19 protein-coding genes and 1 pseudogene are annotated in these 21,979 nt (G+C 64.5%); 15 read left to right on the top strand and 5 right to left on the bottom strand.

Features of this window, described 5'->3' with window-relative positions; translation table 11 throughout:
• The first annotated feature begins 164 nt into the window (after window positions 1-164).
• A complete protein-coding gene (locus JQ580_RS08355) occupies window positions 165-590 on the top strand; it encodes an alpha/beta fold hydrolase (RefSeq protein ID WP_249133968.1) in 426 nt (141 codons plus the stop codon).
• 824 nt (window positions 591-1,414) lie between these two features.
• On the opposite strand, the pseudogene JQ580_RS08350 reads toward JQ580_RS08355, so the two are convergent.
• A pseudogene (locus JQ580_RS08350) lies at window positions 1,415-2,310 on the bottom strand (alpha/beta hydrolase family protein).
• Window positions 2,311-2,489: 179 nt separating this feature from the next.
• Here JQ580_RS08350 and JQ580_RS08345 point away from each other — a divergent pair.
• The 3 genes from JQ580_RS08345 to JQ580_RS08335 are packed head-to-tail and all read left to right on the top strand — an operon-like array spanning window position 2,490 to window position 6,010.
• On the top strand, window positions 2,490-3,878 hold the full coding sequence (locus tag JQ580_RS08345; protein WP_212279150.1) for a class II 3-deoxy-7-phosphoheptulonate synthase: 1,389 nt from the start codon (window positions 2,490-2,492) through the stop codon (window positions 3,876-3,878).
• Window positions 3,879-3,882: 4 nt separating this feature from the next.
• The gene (locus JQ580_RS08340; protein ID WP_094974787.1) at window positions 3,883-4,236 is read left to right on the top strand and encodes a diacylglycerol kinase; all 354 of its coding nucleotides are present in this window, start codon (window positions 3,883-3,885) and stop codon (window positions 4,234-4,236) included.
• Window positions 4,237-4,252: 16 nt separating this feature from the next.
• Window positions 4,253-6,010, top strand: coding sequence for an NAD+ synthase (locus tag JQ580_RS08335; RefSeq protein WP_212279149.1), 1,758 nt, complete (start codon window positions 4,253-4,255; stop codon window positions 6,008-6,010).
• A 179-nt stretch (window positions 6,011-6,189) separates the two neighbouring features.
• Here JQ580_RS08335 and JQ580_RS08330 read toward each other — a convergent pair whose 3' ends face one another.
• On the bottom strand, window positions 6,190-7,368 hold the full coding sequence (locus JQ580_RS08330) for a DUF2865 domain-containing protein (RefSeq protein WP_212279148.1): 1,179 nt from the start codon (window positions 7,366-7,368) through the stop codon (window positions 6,190-6,192).
• 141 nt (window positions 7,369-7,509) lie between these two features.
• Window positions 7,510-7,803 carry a hypothetical protein gene (locus JQ580_RS08325; RefSeq protein ID WP_212279147.1) on the bottom strand — a complete coding sequence of 98 codons (294 nt, stop codon included), beginning with the start codon at window positions 7,801-7,803 and terminating at the stop codon, window positions 7,510-7,512.
• A gap of 289 nt (window positions 7,804-8,092) precedes the next feature.
• Here JQ580_RS08325 and cysS point away from each other — a divergent pair, with 289 nt between their 5' ends.
• The 4 genes from cysS (at window position 8,093) to JQ580_RS08305 (ending at window position 12,086) form a co-directional block, all read left to right on the top strand.
• Window positions 8,093-9,475, top strand: coding sequence for a cysteine--tRNA ligase (gene cysS / locus JQ580_RS08320; protein ID WP_212279146.1), 1,383 nt, complete (start codon window positions 8,093-8,095; stop codon window positions 9,473-9,475).
• A 115-nt stretch (window positions 9,476-9,590) separates the two neighbouring features.
• Window positions 9,591-10,082, top strand: coding sequence for a GNAT family N-acetyltransferase (locus tag JQ580_RS08315; RefSeq protein ID WP_212279145.1), 492 nt, complete (start codon window positions 9,591-9,593; stop codon window positions 10,080-10,082).
• The gene (gene cimA, locus JQ580_RS08310; RefSeq protein ID WP_212279144.1) at window positions 10,079-11,677 is read left to right on the top strand and encodes a citramalate synthase; all 1,599 of its coding nucleotides are present in this window, start codon (window positions 10,079-10,081) and stop codon (window positions 11,675-11,677) included. The genes JQ580_RS08315 and cimA overlap by 4 nt, the downstream gene beginning before the upstream one ends.
• Before the next feature lie 31 nt (window positions 11,678-11,708).
• On the top strand, window positions 11,709-12,086 hold the full coding sequence (locus JQ580_RS08305; RefSeq protein WP_212279143.1) for a VOC family protein: 378 nt from the start codon (window positions 11,709-11,711) through the stop codon (window positions 12,084-12,086).
• A gap of 4 nt (window positions 12,087-12,090) precedes the next feature.
• Here JQ580_RS08305 and JQ580_RS08300 read toward each other — a convergent pair whose 3' ends face one another.
• Window positions 12,091-12,696, bottom strand: a complete 606-nt coding sequence (locus JQ580_RS08300) for an LOG family protein (RefSeq protein WP_212279142.1) — start codon at window positions 12,694-12,696, stop codon at window positions 12,091-12,093.
• Between the two features lie 202 nt (window positions 12,697-12,898).
• Here JQ580_RS08300 and JQ580_RS08295 point away from each other — a divergent pair, with 202 nt between their 5' ends.
• The 4 genes from JQ580_RS08295 to JQ580_RS08280 all read left to right on the top strand — a co-directional run bounded on the left by JQ580_RS08295 (window position 12,899) and on the right by JQ580_RS08280 (window position 17,439).
• Window positions 12,899-14,854 (top strand): ABCB family ABC transporter ATP-binding protein/permease, encoded by a 1,956-nt coding sequence (locus JQ580_RS08295; protein WP_212279141.1) that lies wholly within the window; start codon window positions 12,899-12,901, stop codon window positions 14,852-14,854.
• Between the two features lie 54 nt (window positions 14,855-14,908).
• Window positions 14,909-15,631: a phosphatidylserine decarboxylase gene (locus JQ580_RS08290; RefSeq protein WP_311982302.1), complete on the top strand. Its 723-nt coding sequence runs from the start codon at window positions 14,909-14,911 to the stop codon at window positions 15,629-15,631.
• A gap of 80 nt (window positions 15,632-15,711) precedes the next feature.
• On the top strand, window positions 15,712-16,596 hold the full coding sequence (gene pssA, locus JQ580_RS08285; protein ID WP_212279139.1) for a CDP-diacylglycerol--serine O-phosphatidyltransferase: 885 nt from the start codon (window positions 15,712-15,714) through the stop codon (window positions 16,594-16,596).
• Window positions 16,597-16,719: 123 nt separating this feature from the next.
• Window positions 16,720-17,439, top strand: coding sequence for an RraA family protein (locus JQ580_RS08280; protein ID WP_212279138.1), 720 nt, complete (start codon window positions 16,720-16,722; stop codon window positions 17,437-17,439).
• 2 nt (window positions 17,440-17,441) lie between these two features.
• Here the strand turns inward: JQ580_RS08280 and JQ580_RS08275 are convergent, their stop codons facing one another.
• Window positions 17,442-17,735: a hypothetical protein gene (locus tag JQ580_RS08275; protein WP_212279137.1), complete on the bottom strand. Its 294-nt coding sequence runs from the start codon at window positions 17,733-17,735 to the stop codon at window positions 17,442-17,444.
• A gap of 340 nt (window positions 17,736-18,075) precedes the next feature.
• Here JQ580_RS08275 and JQ580_RS08270 point away from each other — a divergent pair, with 340 nt between their 5' ends.
• The 3 genes from JQ580_RS08270 (at window position 18,076) to JQ580_RS08260 (ending at window position 21,849) form a co-directional block, all read left to right on the top strand.
• Complete coding sequence (locus JQ580_RS08270; protein WP_212279136.1) at window positions 18,076-18,849, top strand: motility protein A; 774 nt, start codon at window positions 18,076-18,078, stop codon at window positions 18,847-18,849.
• A 23-nt stretch (window positions 18,850-18,872) separates the two neighbouring features.
• Complete coding sequence (locus JQ580_RS08265) at window positions 18,873-19,700, top strand: OmpA/MotB family protein (RefSeq protein ID WP_212279135.1); 828 nt, start codon at window positions 18,873-18,875, stop codon at window positions 19,698-19,700.
• 250 nt (window positions 19,701-19,950) lie between these two features.
• Window positions 19,951-21,849 carry a potassium transporter Kup gene (locus tag JQ580_RS08260; RefSeq protein ID WP_212279134.1) on the top strand — a complete coding sequence of 633 codons (1,899 nt, stop codon included), beginning with the start codon at window positions 19,951-19,953 and terminating at the stop codon, window positions 21,847-21,849.
• Window positions 21,850-21,979 lie beyond the last annotated feature (130 nt).

Below are 21,979 nucleotides of genomic sequence, written 5' to 3'. Positions count from 1 at the left end.
GCAGGTTCTGGGCAGGATGCGACCCCGCGCACGTCTGATCGGCGTCGGCAAAATCGTGTGGTCCTGGTCGTGCATGACACAGCACGACCAAGAGGATAATGCAACGAGGCGCCCTGACTTAAGATGAGGGGGCAGGCGTCCTCCGGCGCGACGATCCCGGCGCGGTGAACAAGCCGTCCCCTAATGCGAGCGTAACGCGCAAGGGTGGACGCTTCGGCGCTGCCCACCGCGCTCCGCCGACCAAGCCCGACCCGGCCTTATGGCCGCAGGCAGACTTCGATGTTCTCGTGCGCACGTTCTCAGCACATGGTTTTCGCGCACCCTGCGCGTGGTATCTCAACGATGAAGCCAATATCGCTTACGCGCGCCGGGCACCGGATGGTGGAAGGCTGACGTCGCCGGTGCTGTTCGTCAACGGCGAATACGATGCGATCAATACCATCAATGGCAACGCGATGGGCGATCCGATGCGCGCTGCCTGTCCGGACCTGACCATCATCAATCTGGCCGGAGCGCATTGGCTTCCGGTCGAACGCAAAACCGAGCTGGTTGCAGGGATCCGGGGCTGGCTTCAGACGAAGCAGCTTTGAAGCAGCTTTAAAGGGAGCAGAATTAGGAACTCGTCGCGATATCTACAATCCCTTGTGCTGCCCGGCAGGCAAAACACGCGAGCCCTGGGTCAACGCGCGCCGCCGAAAATATTCCACTTTACCGAAATTCGGATATAACGTAGTGTTGCTGCATCCCGGCCCAACGAAGAGGGGCGTATCGCGATCGTCACGAAACGCGGGCCGGGTGGCGGTGGACGTCAGTCACATCGGCGCCAAGGATTTCGCAGGGCGGGCAACCGTGAGCGAAGCACCTGGCGCACACGACCGGTGTGATCGGCGTACGGCAAAATCGTGTGGTCCTGGCGCCCGGGGTCTGTGCGCCAAGCCTTGTGGTGATGTGTCTTGCTCAACCGGGCAAGCGCATCAGCCATCCGCAAGGCGACGGGGGCAATAGTGCAACGCTCCCCGGGGAGATCACGACATAAGCCGTAAAACCACTGCGCAGGGAAGGCCGGATGTTCGGCTCCACCTGTATGCCGCTGTGCAGCTTTTTGTGACGCAGGATTCGCACAGTGGACCGTGGGTGTCCGGCCGGCACCCGGTCTTCCCTGCGCCCTCTCCATTCAGGAGGGTGAAGAGATCAGGCAAAGCTCGGGCGAAATCCGCCGCGAGGCTACAAATCTGTGTCTGCGGAGCGAGATGCGGATTGAAGGAGCGTGCCCATCAACAGCACGTGCTGTGGGTTGCTGGGTCTTGGCTCAGCGCAGCAGCGTAAGGACGCTGCAGCGCGTCCGGGACACGAGAGAGGCGCACTCGCCATGCTCCGCTCAGCGAGAGCACTTGCACAAGCAACCCAGTCTGTCTCACTCGCCCTGAACCCATTCCGCCACCCCGCGCCACAGCGTGTCGCGATGTTCGGGGCGGAAGAAGCCGAAATGGCCGATCGCCCTGGCGCCGACGTCGGAGGGCTTGACGTCGAGCACCTCCGGCTTGATCGCGGTGAACCCGCTCACGAGCAGTTCGACCGCCGGCCGCGTCGCCCAGGGGTCGTCTGAGAAGCACAGCGCCCGTAGCTCGCCCTTGAACTTTGCAAAATTTGCCAGCGCCGGCAGTTTTGAATCGAAGAGATAGCGCGGGCTTGAGACCCACTCGGCCCATTGCAGGAAGACGCCCTTGGGCAGATCCTCGCCGACGCCGGCCCAGCCCGGGGCGTAGCCGAGCGTGTGAACCAGCGGACGCCGATCAGGTTCATGAAGGCGAAGACGCGGTATTTCTCCGGCGAGGTCATCAGCCGCCAGGTCGCGGCCTGCGAGGCCACGAAGGCGGCGCGCGAGATTTCGCTGTTGTTGGCGATCAGCCCCAGCGCCTGGCCGCCGAAGGAATGGCCGACATAGGCCAGCGGCAGCGTGTTGTACCGCTCGCGCATCCAGCTGACCGCGGCGGTGACGTCGAGTGCTGCCCAATCCGACATCGACGCCTTGAAGCCGACCAGCGATTTCGGCTGGTTATAGCCGACCATCGCCGGACGCCGGGAATCGCCGATGCCGCGATAGTCGTAGGTGAGCACCGCGCAGCCGCGATGGGCGAGATAGGAGGCAAAGCCGCGATAGATTTTTCGTTGGACGGCGGTCGCGGAATTGATCAGGACGGCATGGCGTTTGGTGCCGCGCGGCAGGAACAGGGTGCCGGTCAGGGCATACCCGTCGGTCGCCGGGAAATTGATCTCGTCGATGAAAACGTCGTCCGGTGCCGCGTTCATGGGCGCAAGGTATCCTGCCAGTTGCCTCGCCCGCCCAGCAAATGCGAATTTGGCTTTCCCCGCAAGGGTTTGCCGTTCGCGGTGGATTTACGTCTGGCGATGTCGTGCCAGCCTGTGTATAAGGCGGCCCTCGCAACCCCTAGATCAGGTTGTGCTTTTTGCTTCACGGAGAGATTGCGATGTCCGAGCGGTGGACGCCCGAGTCCTGGCGCAGCAAGCCGGTGCTACAGGTGCCCGATTATCCCGACGCCAAGGCCCTGGCCGACGTCGAGGCGCAGCTTGCGACCTTTCCGCCGCTGGTGTTTGCGGGCGAGGCACGCAACCTGAAGAAGGCGCTGGGGCGCGTTGCGGCCGGCGAGGCGTTCCTGCTGCAGGGCGGCGACTGCGCCGAGAGCTTCGCCGAGCACGGCGCCAACAACATCCGCGATTTCTTCCGCGTGCTGCTGCAGATGGCGGTGGTGCTGACCTATGCCGGCGCCGTGCCGGTGGTGAAGGTCGGGCGCGTCGCCGGCCAGTTCGCCAAGCCGCGGTCCTCGCCGACCGAGAAGCTCAACGGCATCGAGCTTCCGAGCTATCGCGGCGACATCGTCAACGACATTGCCTTCACCAAGGAAGCGCGCATCCCCGATCCGCAGCGCCAGCTGATGGCCTATCGCCAGTCGGCCGCGACGCTGAACCTGCTGCGCGCCTTCGCCACCGGCGGCTACGCCAATCTCGGCAGCGTGCATCAGTGGATGCTCGGCTTCCTCAAGGATAGTCCGCAGTCCCGGCGCTACAAGGAACTGGCCGACCGAATTTCCGACGCACTGAATTTCATGCGCGCCTGCGGTCTCGATCTCGAGGCTCACCCCGAGCTGCGCGCCACCGATTTCTACACCAGTCACGAGGCGCTGCTGCTCGGCTACGAGCAGGCCCTGACCCGCGTCGATTCCACCACCGGCGACTGGTACGCGACCTCGGGCCACATGATCTGGATCGGTGACCGCACCCGCCAGCTCGATCACGGCCATATCGAATATTTCCGCGGCATCAAGAACCCGATCGGGCTGAAATGCGGCCCGTCGCTCAAGCCTGACGAGCTCCTGAAGCTGATCGACGTGCTCAACCCCGACAACGAGCCGGGCCGGCTGACGCTGATCGGCCGCTTCGGCTCCGACAAGGTCGGCGAGCATCTGCCGAACATGATCCGCGCCGTGAAGCGCGAGGGCAAGGTGGTGGTCTGGTCCTGCGACCCCATGCACGGCAACACCATCACCTCGACCTCGGGCTACAAGACGCGGCCGTTCGACCGCATCCTGTCGGAGGTGAAGTCGTTCTTCACGATCCATGCCGCCGAAGGCACCCATGCCGGCGGCGTGCATCTGGAGATGACCGGGCAGGACGTCACCGAGTGCATCGGCGGCGCCCGCGCGATCACGGACGAGCACCTCAACGACCGCTATCACACGGTCTGCGATCCCCGGCTCAATGCCGAGCAGTCCATCGACATGGCTTTCCTGATTGCCGAGCTGCTCAAGCAGGAACGCGCGGGCAAGGCCACGCCGATGCCGGCCGCAGCGGGGCTCTAGGGTCTTGCTGCGGATCTGGAAGGCCACGATCAATTCCCGTAACGGTCTGGCCTTTGCGTTCCGATCGGAGCAGGCCGTCCGCGAGGAGATCTTTGCGCTCCTGCTGTCGCTGCCGCTGGCCTGGCTGGTCGGCGCGACCGCGATGCGTGCGGTCGAGCTGGTCTGCTCGGTCGCTTTCGTGCTGACCGTCGAGCTGCTCAACACCGCGATCGAGAAGCTCGCCGACCGGCTGACCATGGACCACGACAAGCAGATCGGCCGAGTCAAGGACATGGGTTCGGCAGCGGTCGGCGTCGCGCTGCTGATGGCCGGCGCGTTCTGGATCATCGCCATCATCGAGCGGCTGGGATTTATCTGATCGGAGCGCGGCGGCCATGACCGAACGTCTCAAAGCATTCGCGGTCACGCTCGCCCAGCTCAATCCGACCATGGGCGACATCGAGGGCAACGCCGCGAAGGCGCGTGATGCTCGCGCGCGCGCCATCGCCGACGGCGCCGATCTCGTGCTGTTTCCGGAATTGTTCATCGCCGGCTATCCGCCGGAAGACCTCGTGCAAAAGCCGGCCTTCCAGGCGGCCTGCCGCGCCGCGATCGAGGCACTGGCGCGCGAGACCGACGATGGCGGGCCGGCCATGCTGATCGGCACGCCCTGGGTCGAGGATGGCAAGCTCTACAATGCCTGCGCGCTGCTCGACGGCGGGCGCATCGCGGCCCTTCGCTTCAAATGCAATCTGCCGAATTACGGCGTGTTCGACGAAAAGCGGTTGTTTGCGCGCGGCCCTGCGGCGGGCCCCTTGACCGTGCGCGGCGTGCGCATCGGCGTCCCCATCTGCGAGGATATCTGGCTCGAAGAATCCGAGGATTACGAGAACGTGGTCGAGACGCTGGCCGAGACCGGCGCCGAGATCATCCTGGTGCCGAACGGGTCGCCTTACTCCCGCGACAAGAATGATGTGCGCCTGTCGGTCGCGGTCGCGCGCGTCACCGAGAGCGGGCTGCCGCTGGTCTATCTGAACCAGGTCGGCGGCCAGGACGAGTTGGTATTCGACGGCGCGTCGTTCGCGCTCAACGGCGATCTCTCACTCGCAGCACAGTTGACGTCCTTCGAGGAGAGCGTCGTCACGCTGCGCTTCACGCGTAACGGCGACGACTGGCGTTGCGCTGGACCGATCGCCGAACAACCCGAAGGCGACAAGGCCGACTACGCCGCCTGCGTGCTGGGTCTGCGCGACTACGTCGTCAAGAACGGTTTTCCCGGCGTGCTGCTCGGCATTTCCGGCGGCATCGATTCAGCGCTGTGTGCGGCGATCGCGGTCGATGCGCTCGGCGCCGACCAGGTCCATGGCGTGATGCTGCCGTATCGCTACACCGCGGCACATTCGATCGCCGATGCGGGCGAACTCGCCGGCCATCTCGGCATTCGCTACGAGGTGCTGCCGATCGCGGAGGCCGTGACCGGCTTCGAGACCATCCTCTCGGGCCTTTTCAAGAACCTGCCGCCGGACATCACCGAGGAAAATCTTCAGGCCCGCAGCCGCGGCACGCTCTTGATGGCGATCTCCAACAAGACCGGATTGATGGTGGTGACAACCGGCAACAAGTCGGAAATGTCGGTGGGCTACGCCACGCTCTATGGCGACATGAACGGCGGCTTCAACCCGATAAAGGACATCTACAAGTCACAGGTGTTTCGGCTGGCGGCCCTGCGCAACGGCTGGAAGCCCGACGGCGCACTCGGGCCGGCCGGGGAGGTGATCCCGCCCGACATCATCACGCGGCCGCCGTCCGCGGAATTGCGCGAGAACCAGCGTGATGAGGACTCGCTGCCGCCTTACGACGTGCTCGACGCGATCCTGAAGCGTCTGATCGAACGCGAAGAGCCGCTCGATCAGATCATCGCCGCCGGTTTCGATCGCGAGACCGTCACCCGGATCGACCATCTGCTCAACGTCGCCGAATACAAGCGCCGCCAGGCCGCGCCCGGCGTGAAGGTGACACCGAGAAATTTCGGCCGCGACCGGCGTTATCCGATCACCAACCGCTTTCGCGACAAGGGCGAGAAGCTGCCCGCGCCGGACGAGACGCTAGTCTCGCGCGGCAGCAAGGCGTCGATTGACGCGTTCGAGGGGTGAGGGCGCGGGTGCTTGCTGGCGCGGTGCTTGGACGGACGCCGTCATCGCGCATTCCGCCGTCATCATCCGCGCAGGCGGATGATCCAGTACTCCGCGGCGGATATTGTTGGATACGACATCTGCCTCCCCGCCTTCGCGTGGCATGAAACTGAGTGTGAGGCGGCAGCCAGCCGCTTCGACTATTTCTGCTGCTGCGGCAGGAAGGTCGGGCCGACCGATCGGATCGGCTTGTTGTCTGAACCCGACGCAGCCGCGCCGGTATCCGGCGTCGCAGCCGGTGCAGCCGCCGTGGTCGGCGCGGGAGCTGCGCCCTTTTTGGCGTTCGCTGGCGTGCCCTTGTTGAGCCGCTGCTGCTGCATTTTCTTGGCGCTCTCCTCGGTGACGATGATGTCGCCCTGCTGCTCGGCAGTCGCCTTGTCGTCAGCGGATTTCAATGCGTCCGCCCAGGTCTGGCCGGCGGCCTTGCAGGAGCAGGACGGGTTGAACTCGCTGCGGAATTTGAAGGCGGTCGGCAGCGCCGTGTAGGACTGGCCGCTGATCGAGACCGCCGAATTCATGTCCTCGCCGGGATTGCGATGGGTGTAGAGCACGGCTTCCGCGGCCGGGCACAACGCCTTGCAGGTCTTCTCGTCGTCGGGGAAGCGCGCCGGCACGGTGGCAAACGAGACCGGGAAATAGGCGCCGTCGCAGGTGCGTACGCACACGGTGCGATAGGTGCCGGATTGCGGCCCGAGATCGGAGGGCGGCACACCTTGCGGATTGCCGGCGTTGTTGCCGCCGAACAGATTGTTGAGGAAGTTGCCGCCGCCTTGGCCTTGCGCGGCGTTGGCGTATTGCGGGCCGCAATTGTTCTGCGCCAGCGCCACGAGCACCGAGCGGCGCTGGCTGTCGCGTTCCGGGCTGTAGCCGCCGCCACCGCCGCGCAGGCGTTCAAGATTGCCGGTGATCTGGTCCAGATTGGCGCGCATCTGCTGGATCTGGGTGTTGACCGGGCCGCATTGGGCCGACTGGCCGTTGAACAGCGAGAAGAAGCCGGAGGAGTCGCAGCCCATGCGCTTGGCCTGCATGGTGACGCGGTCGAGTTCGGCCTGCTGCCTGGCCTGGGAATCCTGGTAACGGCGGATCTGCTCCTCACGAGCGGGGTCGCCGCCGCCGCGGTCGAGTGCCGCGAGCTGGCCCTCGAGCCGCACGCACATCGGATTGGGCCCAAGTCCGTTTTGCCCGGGCTGAGGCGGCGGTCCGGGCGGGCCGGCCTGCGCGAAAGCGCCGGTGACGAGCACGGCCGTGCTCAGGAGCACGGTGCAGGCAAGGACGAAGCGGGCACGGGAGAGGGACAGGAATTCAGGCATATCCGCCATTCTAGCGAGGTCACGGCCCCATGCGACGTTCCACATGACTTGGGAGGGCCGAAGCGCGCCCTCCCATAGCCGCTTCCTGCGGCATCGTCACGTCGTTTCGGGAGCCAAAGGACCGCCTAAGCTGCGCCAGCTCCGCGTAAATTAGCGCTGGCAGGTGATTGCGACATATTCGTCGCAATGCCCTTGGGAGCAATTTGTGCCGGATTTGGGGACAGAGCCGGTAATTTCGTCGGGATCGACCCGGCGGTAGCTTGATGCCTGGGCAAAATCTCGTGACTGGCAATAGGTCCGGGCAACGGAGGCGCCGCATTTGTCACCCTTGGCCAGGCACTGGTCGGCGTAGCCGTTGGCGATGATGAAGACGCGGGTCTCGGCGCGGGCGCCGGATGCGGCGAGGATCGATGCGCTGAAAATGAGCGCGAGCAGGGGGCGCATGAAAATACCGAGAGGCAAAAAGGTGGAACAATCAGGTTCCAGAATGGACTCAAATGGTTAAGGATATGAACTATCTGGACGAGCCTTGCCGCGTATCGCGGGCCAAAGGGCGTTTCTCGGCTCCCTTGACGCAGGGGCGCCTGATAGCCCATATGTTCCGCATGAACGGTCTCCTCGCCATTTGCACCATTTGCGAGATTACGAGCTAGCGATTCGCTGGCTGGAGCCGTCTTTTCTCAAAATGCATTGAGAGACCTGGACGCCCGGCCAACAGCCGACGGGTATCCATATGGAATTGCGCCTCTACGATACGCTGAGCCGGGAAAAGCGCGCCTTCGTGCCGCTCGATCCCAGGAACGTCCGCATGTATGTCTGCGGACCGACCGTCTACGACTTTGCCCATATCGGCAATGCGCGGCCGGTCATCGTGTTCGACGTGCTGTTTCGGCTGCTGCGCCACCTCTACGGCGAGGCGCACGTCAAATATGTCCGCAACATCACCGACGTCGACGACAAGATCAACGACCGCGCCGCGCGCGATTTTCCCGGCCTGCCGCTGAACGAGGCCATTCGCAAAGTCACCGAACAGACGGGCAAGCAGTTTCATGCCGACGTCGATGCGCTTGGTGCGTTGCGGCCGAGCGTGGAGCCGCGCGCGACCGAGCACATCGGCGAGATGCGTGAGATCATCGAGCGGCTGGTCAAGGGCGGCTTTGCCTATGTCGCCGAGGATCACGTGCTGTTCTCGCCGCAGGCGATGAACGCGGCCAATTCGACGCTGCCGCGCTATGGCGCACTGTCGAAGCGTTCGCTCGACGAGATGATCGCCGGCGCCCGTGTCGATGTCGCGCCCTACAAGCGCGATGCTACCGACTTCGTGCTGTGGAAGCCGTCCAAGCCGGGCGAGCCGTCATGGCCGTCGCCCTCCGGCATCAAGGCTGAGGGGCGCCCGGGCTGGCACGTCGAGTGCTCGGCCATGGCCTGGAAGCACCTCGGCGAGCATTTCGACATCCATGGCGGCGGCATCGATCTGGTGTTTCCGCATCACGAGAACGAGGTGGCGCAGACCTGCTGCGCCTTCCACCGGGAGCGCATGGCGAATTACTGGATGCACAACGGCTTCCTGCAGGTCGAGAGTGAGAAGATGTCGAAGAGCCTCGGCAACTTCATCACCATCCATGAGCTGCTCGCGGACTGGCCGGGCGAGGTGCTGCGCCTGAACATGCTCAAGACGCACTACCGCTCGCCGATCGACTGGACCATGAAATCGCTGGAGGAGAGCGCCAAGACGCTCGACGACTGGTATCGTGTCGCGGCCGACGTTGCGCCCGGCAAGCCGGCTGCGTCGGTGGTCGATCCGTTGCTCGACGACCTCAACACGCCGCTGGCGATCGCGGCGCTGCACGGTCTGCGCAGCAGCGACGTACCCGCCCTGGCGGGGTCATTGCGGCTGCTCGGCTTCCTGTCCGAGAGTGCCGCGCAGTGGGAAGGTCGCAAGCAACAGGCCAGTGGCGTCGACGCCAAGGAGGTCGAGGGCCTGATCGCGGAACGGACGGCGGCCCGTAGCCGCAAGGACTTCAAGGAATCCGACCGCATCCGCGATCTGCTCGCTGCGATGGGCGTCGCGATCAAGGACTCCAAGGACGGCACCACTTGGGAGTTTTCGCGATGAAGCGTCCCGACACGCCGTTTCCGCGGCATTGGTTCTATTACATCGCGCTGAAGATCCTGCTGCTCGCGGGCGCCGTGGCGTTGGTGCTCAAGCTCTATGGGATGTGGTGAGGACGATGGGACAGAGTTTGCCAAAGCCCGCACTTCGGCCGTTCCTGCCGGACGACGTTCCGATGCTCGCCGCGATCTTCGCCGCCAACATCGAGGAGCTGACCGGTGACGACTACAACGAGGCGCAGCAGCAGGCCTGGATGGAGGCGGCGGACAGCGAGGAGTTCGGCAAGCACCTCGCGTCCGATTTGACGCTGATCGCGACGCTGGAGGGTTCGCCGGTCGGTTTTGCATCGCTGCGCGGCACCGATCACATCCGCATGCTCTATGTGCATCCGGCCGTCAGCGGGCAGGGCGTCGCAACGCTGCTGATCGATGCGCTGGAGAAGCTTGCCGGCGGGCGCGGCGCGCAAAATCTCTCGGTCGATGCCAGCGACACCGCGCAGGGATTTTTCGCCAAGCGCGGCTACGTCGCCATGCAGCGCAACACCATCACCGTCGGAGACGAGTGGCTCGCCAACACCACCATGAAGAAGACGCTCGGAGCGCCACAATGAGCAAGGAGCGCCTTTATCTGTTCGACACCACGCTGCGCGACGGTGCGCAGACCAACGGTGTCGATTTCACGCTGACCGACAAGCAGGTCATCGCCGCGATGATCGATGACCTCGGCATCGACTATGTCGAGGGCGGCTATCCCGGCGCCAACCCGACCGATACCGAGTTTTTCGGCAGCAAGCCCAAGTTCGCCCACGCGCGCTTCACGGCGTTCGGCATGACGCGCCGGGCCGGGCGCTCGGTCTCGAACGATCCCGGCGTGGCCGGGCTGTTGGAAGCGAAGGCCGACGCGATCTGCTTCGTGGCGAAGGCCTCCGCCTATCAGGTGCGCGTCGCGCTGGAGACGACCAAGGAGGAAAATCTCGCCTCGATCCGCGACAGCGTCGCGGCCGCGAAGGCCGCCGGCCGCGAGGTCATGCTCGACTGCGAGCATTTCTTCGACGGCTACAAGGAGGATGCGAGCTTTGCGCTCGCTTGCGCGAAGGCCGCCTACGAGGCCGGCGCCCGCTGGGTGGTGCTATGCGACACCAATGGCGGCACCATGCCGAACGAAATCGAGGCCATCGTCACCGAGGTGACGAAGCACATCCCCGGCGATCACGTCGGCATCCACGCCCATAACGATACCGAGCAGGCGGTGGCGAATTCGCTCGCTGCTGTGCGCGCCGGCGCACGGCAGATCCAGGGCACGCTGAACGGTCTTGGCGAGCGCTGCGGCAACGCCAATCTCTGCTCGCTGATTCCGACGTTGAAGTTGAAGCAGGCGTATTCAGACGCCTTCGAGATCGGCGTCTCCGCCGAGAAGCTGACGACCCTGGTCAAGGTCTCGCGCACGCTCGACGACATGCTCAACCGCGTGCCGAACCGGCACGCTCCCTATGTCGGCGAGAGCGCCTTCGTCACCAAGACCGGCATCCATGCGTCCGCCGTGCTGAAGGATCCGCAGACTTACGAGCATGTGCTGCCCGAGGCCGTCGGCAACCACCGCAAGGTCCTCGTCTCGGACCAGGCCGGACGGTCCAACGTCATCGCCGAGCTCGACCGCGCCGGCATCCCTTACGAGAGAAGCGATCCGAAGCTGACGCGCCTCGTCGAGGAGTTGAAGGAGCGCGAGGCTGCCGGCTACGCCTATGAATCCGCCAACGCCTCGTTCGAGCTGCTGGCGCGCCGCACGCTCGGCAAGGTACCGCATTATTTCGAGGTCGAGCAGTTCGACGTCAATGTCGAACAGCGCTACAATTCGCATGGCGAACGTGTCACCGTCGCTTTGGCCGTGGTGAAGGTCGACGTCGCCGGCGAGCACCTGATCTCGGCCGCCGAAGGCAACGGTCCCGTCAACGCGCTCGACGTCGCCATGCGCAAGGATCTCGGCAAGTACCAGAAATACATCGAGGGCTTGACGCTGATCGACTACCGGGTGCGGATCCTCAACGGCGGCACCGGCGCGGTGACCCGCGTCCTGATCGAGAGCGAGGACGAGAACGGCGACAGCTGGACCACGGTCGGCGTTTCCCCGAACATCATCGACGCCTCGTTCCAGGCGCTGATGGATTCGGTGATCTACAAGCTGGTGAAGTCGGGGGCGCCGGCGTAGGAGAGCCTACGGGCAATGGGGAGCGCAGTCGATGATCGACCACATCTCCGTCGGTGTCAGCGATCTCGAACGCTCTGCGAAATTCTACGAGGCGACGCTCGCCGCCCTCGGCCTTTCGCGCCTCGTCACGCGACCGCGCATGGTTGGTTTCGGCAAGGCCTATCCGGAATTCTGGATCAATCTGCGCGAAGCCATGCCGCCCGTAGCCCCCGAAAGCGGCGTTCATATCTGCCTGCGAGCGAAGACGACAAGCGAGGTCGATGCGTTTCACGCTGCAGCGCTGTCCGCCGGCGGCGCTTCGGACGGTGCGCCGGGCATCCGTCCGCACGATCGCGTGCGCTACTACGCGGCGTTCGTCACCGACCCCGACGGCAACCGGATCGAGGCGGTGACGTTTCCGGCAGAGTAGGGCGCTACAGCTTGCGCGCCACTTCCGGCGCGAGATCGCGCTGGCTGTCGGGGATCTGCGCAGCCGCGGCGCGGAGCCGCGGGACGATCTCCTCGACCTTGTCCGCCTTCAGGATATCGACGGAAAGACCGGCGCGGATGAACTGGGTTTGCCGCATGTGGGACACCAGAGAGAACAGGGGCTCCCAGAAGCCGTCGACATTGGCGAGCAGCACCGGCTTGGCGTGACGGCCGAGTTGCTGCCAGGTCAGCTGCTCGACCAGCTCTTCGAGCGTGCCGAGCCCGCCGGGCAAGGCCACGAAGGCGTCGGAGCGTTCGAACATCAGCCGCTTGCGCTCGTGCATGTCCGGCGTGACGACCATCTCCTGCACGCGCGTCAGCGCGTTCTCGCGCATCCGCAGGAAGTCGGGGATGATGCCGGTGACGGTGCCGCCGTGATCCAGAACCGAGGTCGCGACCGCCCCCATCATGCCGAGTGAGCCGCCGCCATAGACGAGGCGGATCTTGTTGTCCGCCAGCGCTTTGCCGAGCGCCTTCGCCGCTTCGATGAAGTTGGGATTGGTTCCGGGGCCGGAGCCGCAATAGACGCAAACGGTTTTGATCGTGCTCATTGGGACCATGATGCATTGCAGCGAAGAGGCGTCAAGCCCAATCGGTGATTCGATACTCCTGGGAATTTACCGGTAAATGGCGACAAACAATCGAAGATTCGCCATCTGGCGGGGTGCTTTGACATCGGGAAGGCTCTATATGACGGGCGAAAATCGTTAATCGTAGCGACGCCCGCATCCGGCGGGCTTTCAGGCATATTTGATGGACCAACCTCAATCGTTCGACGGCGCCGACGTTCCCAATCCTGCCGGCGGCCAGCCGGAGCGGGCGACGCTGATGGGTACGCTGGCCCATCTGTGGCCCTATATCTGGCCGGGCGACCGTTTCGACCTGAAGATGCGCGTGGTGTGGTCGCTCGTGCTGCTGATCGCCGCCAAGCTGATCACGCTGACGGTGCCGTTCAGCTTCAAATGGGCGACCGACGCGCTGACCGGCGCCAACACGGCGCCGGTGCAGGCGGACAATTGGCACCTCTGGGTGATCGCCTCGCCACTGTTGCTGACCGCGAGCTATGGAGTGATGCGCGTTCTGATGGCGCTGCTCACGCAATGGCGCGACGGCATCTTCGCGCGCGTCGCCATGCATGCGGTGCGCAAGCTCGCCACCATCACCTTCATCCACATGCACGAGCTGTCACTGCGCTTTCATCTCGAGCGCAAGACCGGCGGCCTGACGCGCGTGCTTGAGCGCGGCCGCGCGGGCATCGAGGTCATCGAGCGCATGGTGATCCTGCAGCTGATCCCGACCATCGTCGAGGTTACGCTGTTGATGGCCGTGCTGCTCTGGCAATTCGACTGGCGCTACGTGGTCGCGACCCTTATCACGGTCGCACTCTACATGTACTATACCTACATCGCGACCGAGTGGCGGATCGGCATCCGCCGCAAGATGAACGATTCCGACACCGAGGCAAACACCAAGGCGATCGACTCGCTGCTCAACTACGAGACCGTGAAGTATTTCAGCGCCGAGGCGCGCGAAGCGGAGCGCTATGACAAGTCTGTCGCGCGCTACGAGGAGTCGAGCGTCCACTCCTATACGTCGCTCGCCGTGCTCAACACCGGCCAGGCTGTGATCTTCACGCTCGGGCTGACCGCGACCATGCTGATGTGCGCGATCGGCGTACGCAACGGCACAAACACGGTCGGCGATTTCGTGCTGGTCAACGCCATGATGATCCAGCTCTACCAGCCCCTGAACTTCATGGGCATGGTCTATCGCGAGATCAAGCAGGCCATCATCGACATCGAGAAGATGTTCAATGTGCTGGGCCGCGAGGCCGAGATCAAGGACGCACCTGACGCCAAGCCGCTGGTCATCTCCGCCGGCACCGTTCGTTTCGAGGATGTGCGCTTCGCCTATGAGCCGACCCGCCCGATCCTCAAGGGCATCAGCTTCGAGGTGCCCGCCGGCAAGACCGTCGCCATCGTCGGCCCTTCTGGTGCAGGCAAGTCGACCATCTCGCGCCTTCTGTTCCGCCTTTACGACATCTCCGGCGGCAAGATTTTGATCGACGGCCAGGACATCCGCGCGGTGACCCAGAATTCTCTTCGCGCCTCGATCGGCATGGTGCCCCAGGATACCGTGCTGTTCAACGACACCATCCGCTACAACATCCGCTACGGTCGCTGGGACGCCAGCGACGCCGAAGTCGAAGAGGCGGCGCAACTGGCGCAAATCGATCACTTCATCCGCTTGGCACCGAAGGGCTACGAGACCCAGGTAGGCGAGCGCGGGCTGAAGCTGTCCGGCGGCGAGAAGCAGCGCGTTGCGATCGCGCGCACCGTCTTGAAGGCGCCGCCGATCCTGGTGCTGGACGAGGCGACTTCGGCGCTCGATACCCATACCGAGCACGAAATCCAGGGCGCGCTCGACCGCGTGGCGAAGAACCGCACCTCGCTGGTGATCGCGCACCGGCTTTCGACCATCGTCGGCGCCGACGAGATCATCGTGCTGGACCAGGGCCGCATTGCCGAGCGGGGGACCCACGCCCAGCTGCTCGCGCATGGCGGTCTCTATGCCAGCATGTGGAACAGGCAGCGTGAGGCGGAGGCGGCCCGCGAGAAACTGGCCAAGATAGCCGATACCGGCGAAGCGCCCAACCGGGAGCCGCCGCCGGTCGACGACGCCCTGACGGCGCCTGCGGCAGCGGTGTGACCTTGTCTCCGGTCCCAACTCTGGCCTAAACAGGCCCGCGCGACGACCCGCGCCATTAACCCCGAGCGGCAGATAGCGATGTCCATTCTCGATTCGATCCAGCGTCAGATCCCGCCGATCCACAAGGAGGGCTATCCCTTCATCGGCGGCTTTGCGCTGGCAAGCCTCGTCCTGTTCTGGCTGTGGTCGCCGCTGGGGTGGATCGGCACGATCCTGACCGTCTGGTGCGCGCTGTTCTTCCGCGATCCCGTCCGTGTGACGCCGGTGCGCGAGGGGCTGGTGGTGTCGCCCGCCGACGGCCGCGTCTCGATGATCACCATGGCGCTGCCGCCGGCCGAGCTCGGCCTCGGTGACCGGCCGCTGCCGCGCATTTCGGTGTTCATGAGCGTGTTCAACTGCCACGTGAACCGCGCTCCGGTCGCGGGCAGGGTGGACCGCATCGCCTACCGGCCCGGCCTCTTCATAAATGCCGAGCTCGACAAGGCCAGCGAGGACAATGAGCGCAACTCGCTGGTGATCTCGACGCCGACGGCGCGGATCGGCGTGGTGCAGATCGCAGGACTCGTCGCCAAGCGCATCGTCTGCTTCGTCAGGGAGGGCCAGGCGATCGGCGCCGGCGAGCGCTTCGGCCTGATCCGCTTCGGCTCCCGGCTCGATGTCTATCTGCCTGTGGGGACCAAGGCGCTGGTCTCGGAAGGGCAGACCGCGATCGCCGGCGAGACGATCTTGGCCGACCTTGCCGGCGACGACCCCGGCCGCGCATTCCGCGCCAATTAACCAGGCCTGTGGGGGCCTTCCGCCCCGATGGCGGAGGGGGACGCGGCTTGCTATATCTCGCCTTGAGGTGAGGACCCGCGATGACGCCCTATGACTTCAAAGATCCCGACACGCGCCGCCGGCGGTTCCGCCCGATTCCGGTGCGGATGCTGGTGCCCAACGTCATCACGCTGCTGGCGATCTGCGCCGGCCTGACCTCGATCCGCCTGTCGATCGAGGGGCGGATGTCGCTCGCCGTCTACGCCATCGTGTTCGCGGCCGCGCTCGACGGCATCGACGGCCGCGTCGCGCGCATGATCAAGGGCCAGTCCAAGTTCGGCGCCGAGCTCGATAGCCTCGCCGATTTCGTCAATTTCGGCGTCGCGCCGGCCCTGATGCTGTATTTCTGGCAGCTGCACGAACTCGGCAACGCCGGCTGGATCGCCGCCATGGTGTTCGCGATCTCCGGCGGCCTGCGCCTGGCGCGCTTCAACGCCACCATGGACGATCCCAACAAGCCGGCCTTCGCCGCCAATTTCTTCACCGGCGTGCCGGCGCCCGCCGGCGCGATCACCGTACTGCTGCCGATCTATGTCGCGTTCCTCGATCTCGGTCGCTGGCCCGCCGCGATGACGGCAGCCTTTACGCTGCTGATCGCCTTCCTGATGGTGTCGCGCCTGCCGGTGTTCTCCGGCAAGACCAAGCGCATGCGCGTGCCGCCCGAACTGGTGCTGCCGGCATTCGTCGCGGTCATCGTCTTCATCGCGCTGCTGATCGCCTATCCCTGGCACGTGCTGTCGATCGGCACGGTACTGTATCTCCTCGCCTTGCCGCTCGGCTACAAATCCTATCGCGACCAGGCGCGCGCGCTGGAGGCGACCGGGACCTCGGGAGACGAGATCACTTCGCCACCTTCGGCACCGACGCTGGCGAATTTGTCGGAGCCGCCGAACGAGGACGACGACCGGCCCGGGCGCCTGCACTGAGCGGCCCCACGCGGATATCTGCCATGAGGCCGGCCCGAGTTGGGTTGAGACCTGATCTCGGCTATATCGCCCTGTGCAGGCGGCATCGCGCCAACAGCGACCGCCAATCTGGGAGAGAACGCCGTGACTGACAAAGCGACCGGGCCGCTGCCCGCTTCCGTCCTCGAAGCGCTGGGCCGCTACGACACGCCGACGATCTGCAACGCCATGGAGATCGTGGCGCCCGAGCGCCGGTTGATCGGCTACACCACCAAGCCACTGGTCTGCCCGTTCCCCGACCTGCCGCCGATCGTCGGCTATGCCCGTACGGTCGCGATCCGCTCGGTGCTGAAATCCTCGCTGCCCGCCGAGGAGCAGTCGAAGCGCCGCATTGAATATTACGAATATGTCGGCACCGGCCATGGTCCGCGTATCTCGGTGATCCAGGATATCGACGGCCCCGATGTTGGCTACGGCGCGTTCTGGGGCGAGGTGCAGAGCAACGTGCACAAGGCGCTCGGTTGTCTCGGCGTCATCACCGACGGCTCGATCCGCGACATCCCGCAATGGGCCCCTGGCTTCCAGGCGCTCGCGGGCTCGATCGGCCCGTCGCATGCCTGGGTGCATGCGGAGAGCTTCGGCGGCGAGGTGCGCGTCGCCGGCATGACCGTGAGGTCAGACGATCTGATCCACGCCGACCAGCATGGCGCCATCGTGATCCCGCTCGACATCGCCGCCAAGCTGCCGGAGGCCGCCGAACTCTGCGGCCGCCGCGAGACGCCGATCCTGGAAATCGCCCGCAGCCCCGACTTCTCGCTGGAGAAGCTGAAGGCCGCACTGAAGCGCTCGGCGGAGATTCACTGAGCTTACGGCGATGATGCCTGCCGAGGGCCGCCCTGTTCGGTCAGAAACAGTGCGGCCTGATCGGGCTCACCGAGCACCGCAGCGGCGCATCCGATCAAGGTGAAGCCACCTGCGAGATCCCACAGCGTGATGTCGTCTGCACTGTGGGTGCTGTGAATCAATCGGGCTGCAACCACTGCGAACGCGGCTTCGACGAAGAGCAAAACGCTGAATGCCGGCAGGACGAGTTCCGGCTCGAGCAGGTGAAGCGCCAGCACCGCCGGCACCGCGGTGAGAAAACCGAACAGCGTCACCATTTCAAATCGCTCCCACGATCGAGCACCCGCCGGAACGAACGATAGCCGCTCATCCAGGTCGTCGCCCGTGGCGCAGGGCCGCACCCATGATGAGGTCGTGCCACCGGCTTCGAAGGGATTGATCGTACTTCCGCCGCCTTATGGTTAGCAAACCATTGAGATTTCCGTCATGTTCCGGCAAATCCAGCCTTGTTCCGATGCGACGTGCCGACCTCGTGCGCGAGCTCAACTTAACCTTTACGCGGCTTTAAGGGCGGCGCTCTAGGGTTCCTGCTGCGGTTCGGGTTGGGCCGCGCCAGCGGCCAGGATGGCCGTTGTTGAGTACGCGTTGGAGTCGATAATGGATATCGCAACACTTGTCGGCCTTGTCGCGGGCGCCGTTGTTGTGTCGACGCTGATCCTGATGGGCGGCAGCTTCGGGATGTTCTACGACATCCACGCGGTGATCGTGATTTTCGGCGGTTCGTTCGCGGCAACGATGATCCGCTTTCCATTGTCGGCGATGATCCACGGCGTGCCGTTGGGCGCAAAGTTTGCCTTTACCCTGAGCCAGCTCTCGGCTCATGACCTCGTCGACGAACTCGCGCGCATTGCCGAAATCGCGCGCAAGCAGGGGCCGGTCGGGCTGGAAAAAGTCGAGACCGACGAGCCGTTCCTCGCCAAGGGCATCCGCTACGTCGCCGACGGTTACGATCTCGATTTCATCCGGGACAACATGGAGCGCGATCGCGATAATTTCCTGCTGCATCTGAACGAAGGCAGCAAGATCTATCGCGCCGTCGGCGACTGCGCGCCTGCGTTCGGCATGATCGGCACGCTGCTCGGCATGGTGCAGATGTTCTCCAACATGTCGGACCCTTCCAAGCTCGGTCCGTTCATGGCCACCGCGCTTCTGGCGACGCTGTACGGCGCCGTCGTCGCCAACCTGGTCTGCTTGCCGATAGCCGACAAGCTCCATGGCAAGCTGGTGGATGAAGAGACCAACCGAACGCTGATCATCGACGGCATTCTGATGATCCGAGACTCCAAGAGCCCGACCTTGGTGCGCGAAATGCTGTTGGCCTACCTCCCCGAAAAGCACCGTCACGCCGAGGCCGAGCCGGTTCCGGCGTAACAGTCGACGCCGGGATCTGAACAATGGCCAAGAAAAAGCGCGAAGAGGCACACGGCGGTCACGGCTGGTTCGTGACCTTCGCCGACCTGATGGCGTTGCTGCTGGCGTTCTTCGTGATGCTGGTTGCGTTCTCGACGCAGGACGCAAACAAGTTGAAGATCGTCGCGGGCTCGATGCGCGAGGCGTTCGGCGTGCAGAGCGAGGCGCGCTACTCCGGCATTGTCGAGTCCGACGGCCTGCCGACCCGCCCGCGGCTGAAGAACGTCGACCATATCCAGCCCGAGGATTCCTCGAATACGCCGACCCCCGACCAGGAAGACCGCGAGAAGACGTCCGGGGCGAAGATCAAGGTCGATCGCAATTTCGCGCTTGCCGCAGCCTCGCTGCGTCAGGCTTTGCAGGACATGCCGGAACTGACCGAGATTTCCAAGCACATCATGTTCGAGGAGACCAAGCAGGGTCTCAACCTGGAGATCGTCGACCAGGACGGCCGCTCGATGTTCGCCGACGGCTCCAAGGTGCCCTATGACCGCACCCGCCGGCTGGTCGAGAAGCTCGCGATCCCGCTCAAGGCCACGCCGCTGCGCGTCTCCATCGCCGGCCACACCGCAGCCGGCTTCGTGCCGAACCGCAGCGATTACGGCGCCTTCGATCTATCGGCCGACCGCGCCAATGCGGTGCGTCAGATCCTCGAACGCGAGGGCCTGCCGCCGTCGCACATCTTCGCCGTCTCCGGCAAGGCGGACACCCAGCCGCTGTTTCCCGACGATCCCTCGCTCGCGGCGAACCGGCGGGTGACCATCACCCTGATGCGCGAAGATCCGCCGCTGCCGCCGAATCTGAAGCCCTAAAGCATGATCCGGACCTGGAAGTTAGCGTCGGCAGAGTCGGCGCGGGTTTTCCGACGAGATCGTATCCGCCAAATAGGGCCCCTTGCGCTACCATCTTACCTGAGGCATCTCGTCGCCTGAACGCTGAGCGTTGCTGCCTTGTCACAGCATCCGGCTCGGCGCCTGCTATGGTGGTGCGCCGATTGACAGGCGCGCCGGAAGCGTCGAAAGGCGCCGGATCAATTCCAGGGAAGAAGCGTTTTCCACCTCCATGACGGCGAGCATCACACAGACTGAGACCCAGGACGGGCCGGTCACCTCGGGCTTTTGGTCCCTTACGCTCGGGAGCATCGGCGTCGTCTTCGGCGATATCGGCACCTCGCCGCTTTACGCATTCCATGAGGCCGTCAGGGGTGCAGCCCACGGCGAGCCGGTCTCCCGGGTCATCGTGCTCGGCGTGCTCTCGCTGATTCTGTGGGCGCTCTTCATCGTCGTCACCGCCAAATACGTTCTGCTGCTGCTGCGCGCCGACAACAACGGGGAGGGCGGCACGCTCTCGCTAATGGCGCTTGGTCAGCGCGCGCTCGGGCGGCGAAGCTGGTTCCTGCTCGCGCTCGGCGTGGTCGGCGCCTCGATGTTCATCGGCGATTCCATGATCACGCCGGCAATCTCGGTCCTGTCGGCGGTCGAAGGTCTCAAGCTCGCCACGCCGGCGTTCGAACATTATGTCGTGCCGCTCACCGTGTTCATTTTGGTGCTGCTGTTCGCGGTCCAGAGCAAGGGGACGGCGCTGGTGGCCTCGGCGTTCGGGCCTGTGATGGTGATCTGGTTCACCTGCCTGGCGGTGATGGGCGCCGTCCATATTGCCGACGATCCGTCGGTGCTGGCTGCGATCAATCCCTATTACGCGCTGGAATTCCTGCTGTCGCACGGCACGATCGGCCTCGTCACGCTCGGCGCCGTGTTTCTGGCGGTCACCGGCGGCGAGGCGCTCTACGCCGATCTCGGCCATTTCGGCCGCAAGCCGATCCAGTCGGCCTGGATGTTCTTCGTGCTGCCCGCGCTCTTGATCAACTATTTCGGGCAGGGCGCGCTGGTGCTGTCCGATCCCAGTGCGATCGAGCATTCCTTCTACCGCATGGTGCCTGAGTATCTGGTCTTGCCGCTGGTCGGGCTTGCGACCGCGGCGACCGTGATCGCGAGCCAGGCGGTGATCACCGGCGCCTATTCGCTGGTCTACCAGGCGGTGCAACTCGGCCTCCTGCCGCGCTTCGAGGTCCGCTACACCTCCGAAACCCATGCCGGCCAGATCTATTTGCCGCGGGTGAACCGGTTGCTGCTGATTGGCGTGATGCTGCTGGTGCTGTTGTTCCACACCTCCAGCAATCTGGCGTCCGCCTACGGCATCGCGGTCTCTACCACCATGGTCGCCGACGGCATCATGGGCTTCGTCGTGATCTGGAAATTGTGGAACTGGCGCGCCGCGACGGCTGCGGCCGTGATCGTGCCCTTCGTCATCGTCGATCTGAGCTTCTTCGCCGCCAATCTCCTGAAGTTGCTCGAGGGCGCCTGGGTGCCGCTGTTGTTCGGCGTGGCCATGGCGGGAACGATCTGGACCTGGCGGAAGGGCTCCGGGATCCTGATCCAGAAGACGCGCCGGATCGAGGTGCCGCTCGACGACCTGATCCGAAGCCTGGAGAAGCGGCCGCCGCACATCGTCAAGGGCACCGCGGTGTTCCTCACCAGCGATCCCTCGTTCGTGCCGACTGCGCTCCTGCACAATCTCAAGCACAACAAGGTGCTACACGAACACAACGTGGTCCTGACCATCGAGACTGCGCAGACGCCGCGGGTCGACCTGGCGGAGCGGTTCCGCATGGAGAAGGTCAGCGACAAGTTCTCGAAAGTCCGTCTGCGCTTCGGCTTCATGGAGCAGCCGAACGTGCCCAAGGCGCTCGCGATCGCGCGCAAGCAGGGCTGGCAGTTCGACATCATGTCCACGTCGTTCTTCGTGTCACGGAGGTCGTTGAAGGCGTCGGCGCAGTCGGGCATGCCGCTGTGGCAGGACCATCTGTTCATCGCGCTCAGCCGGTCGGCCAACGATGCCACCGACTATTTCCAAATTCCCACCGGGCGCGTGGTTGAAGTCGGAACCCAGGTCACTATCTGAACGAAACTGGCGCATCCATGCGGAATTCGCATGGCAAGGGCCCAAAATCGGGCTAGGCTATGCCAGCAGCGCAGGACTATAAGCCGCGCGCTCTTCAGCCGTTGTGCAGTGAAGCATTTTAGAGGCCATC

Source organism: Bradyrhizobium sp. SZCCT0148 (genome assembly GCF_018129985.1).
GTDB lineage: Bacteria > Pseudomonadota > Alphaproteobacteria > Rhizobiales > Xanthobacteraceae > Bradyrhizobium > Bradyrhizobium japonicum_H.
Note: the sequence above shows the minus strand (reverse complement) of the source record. Positions and strands in the feature narration are given on the sequence as shown.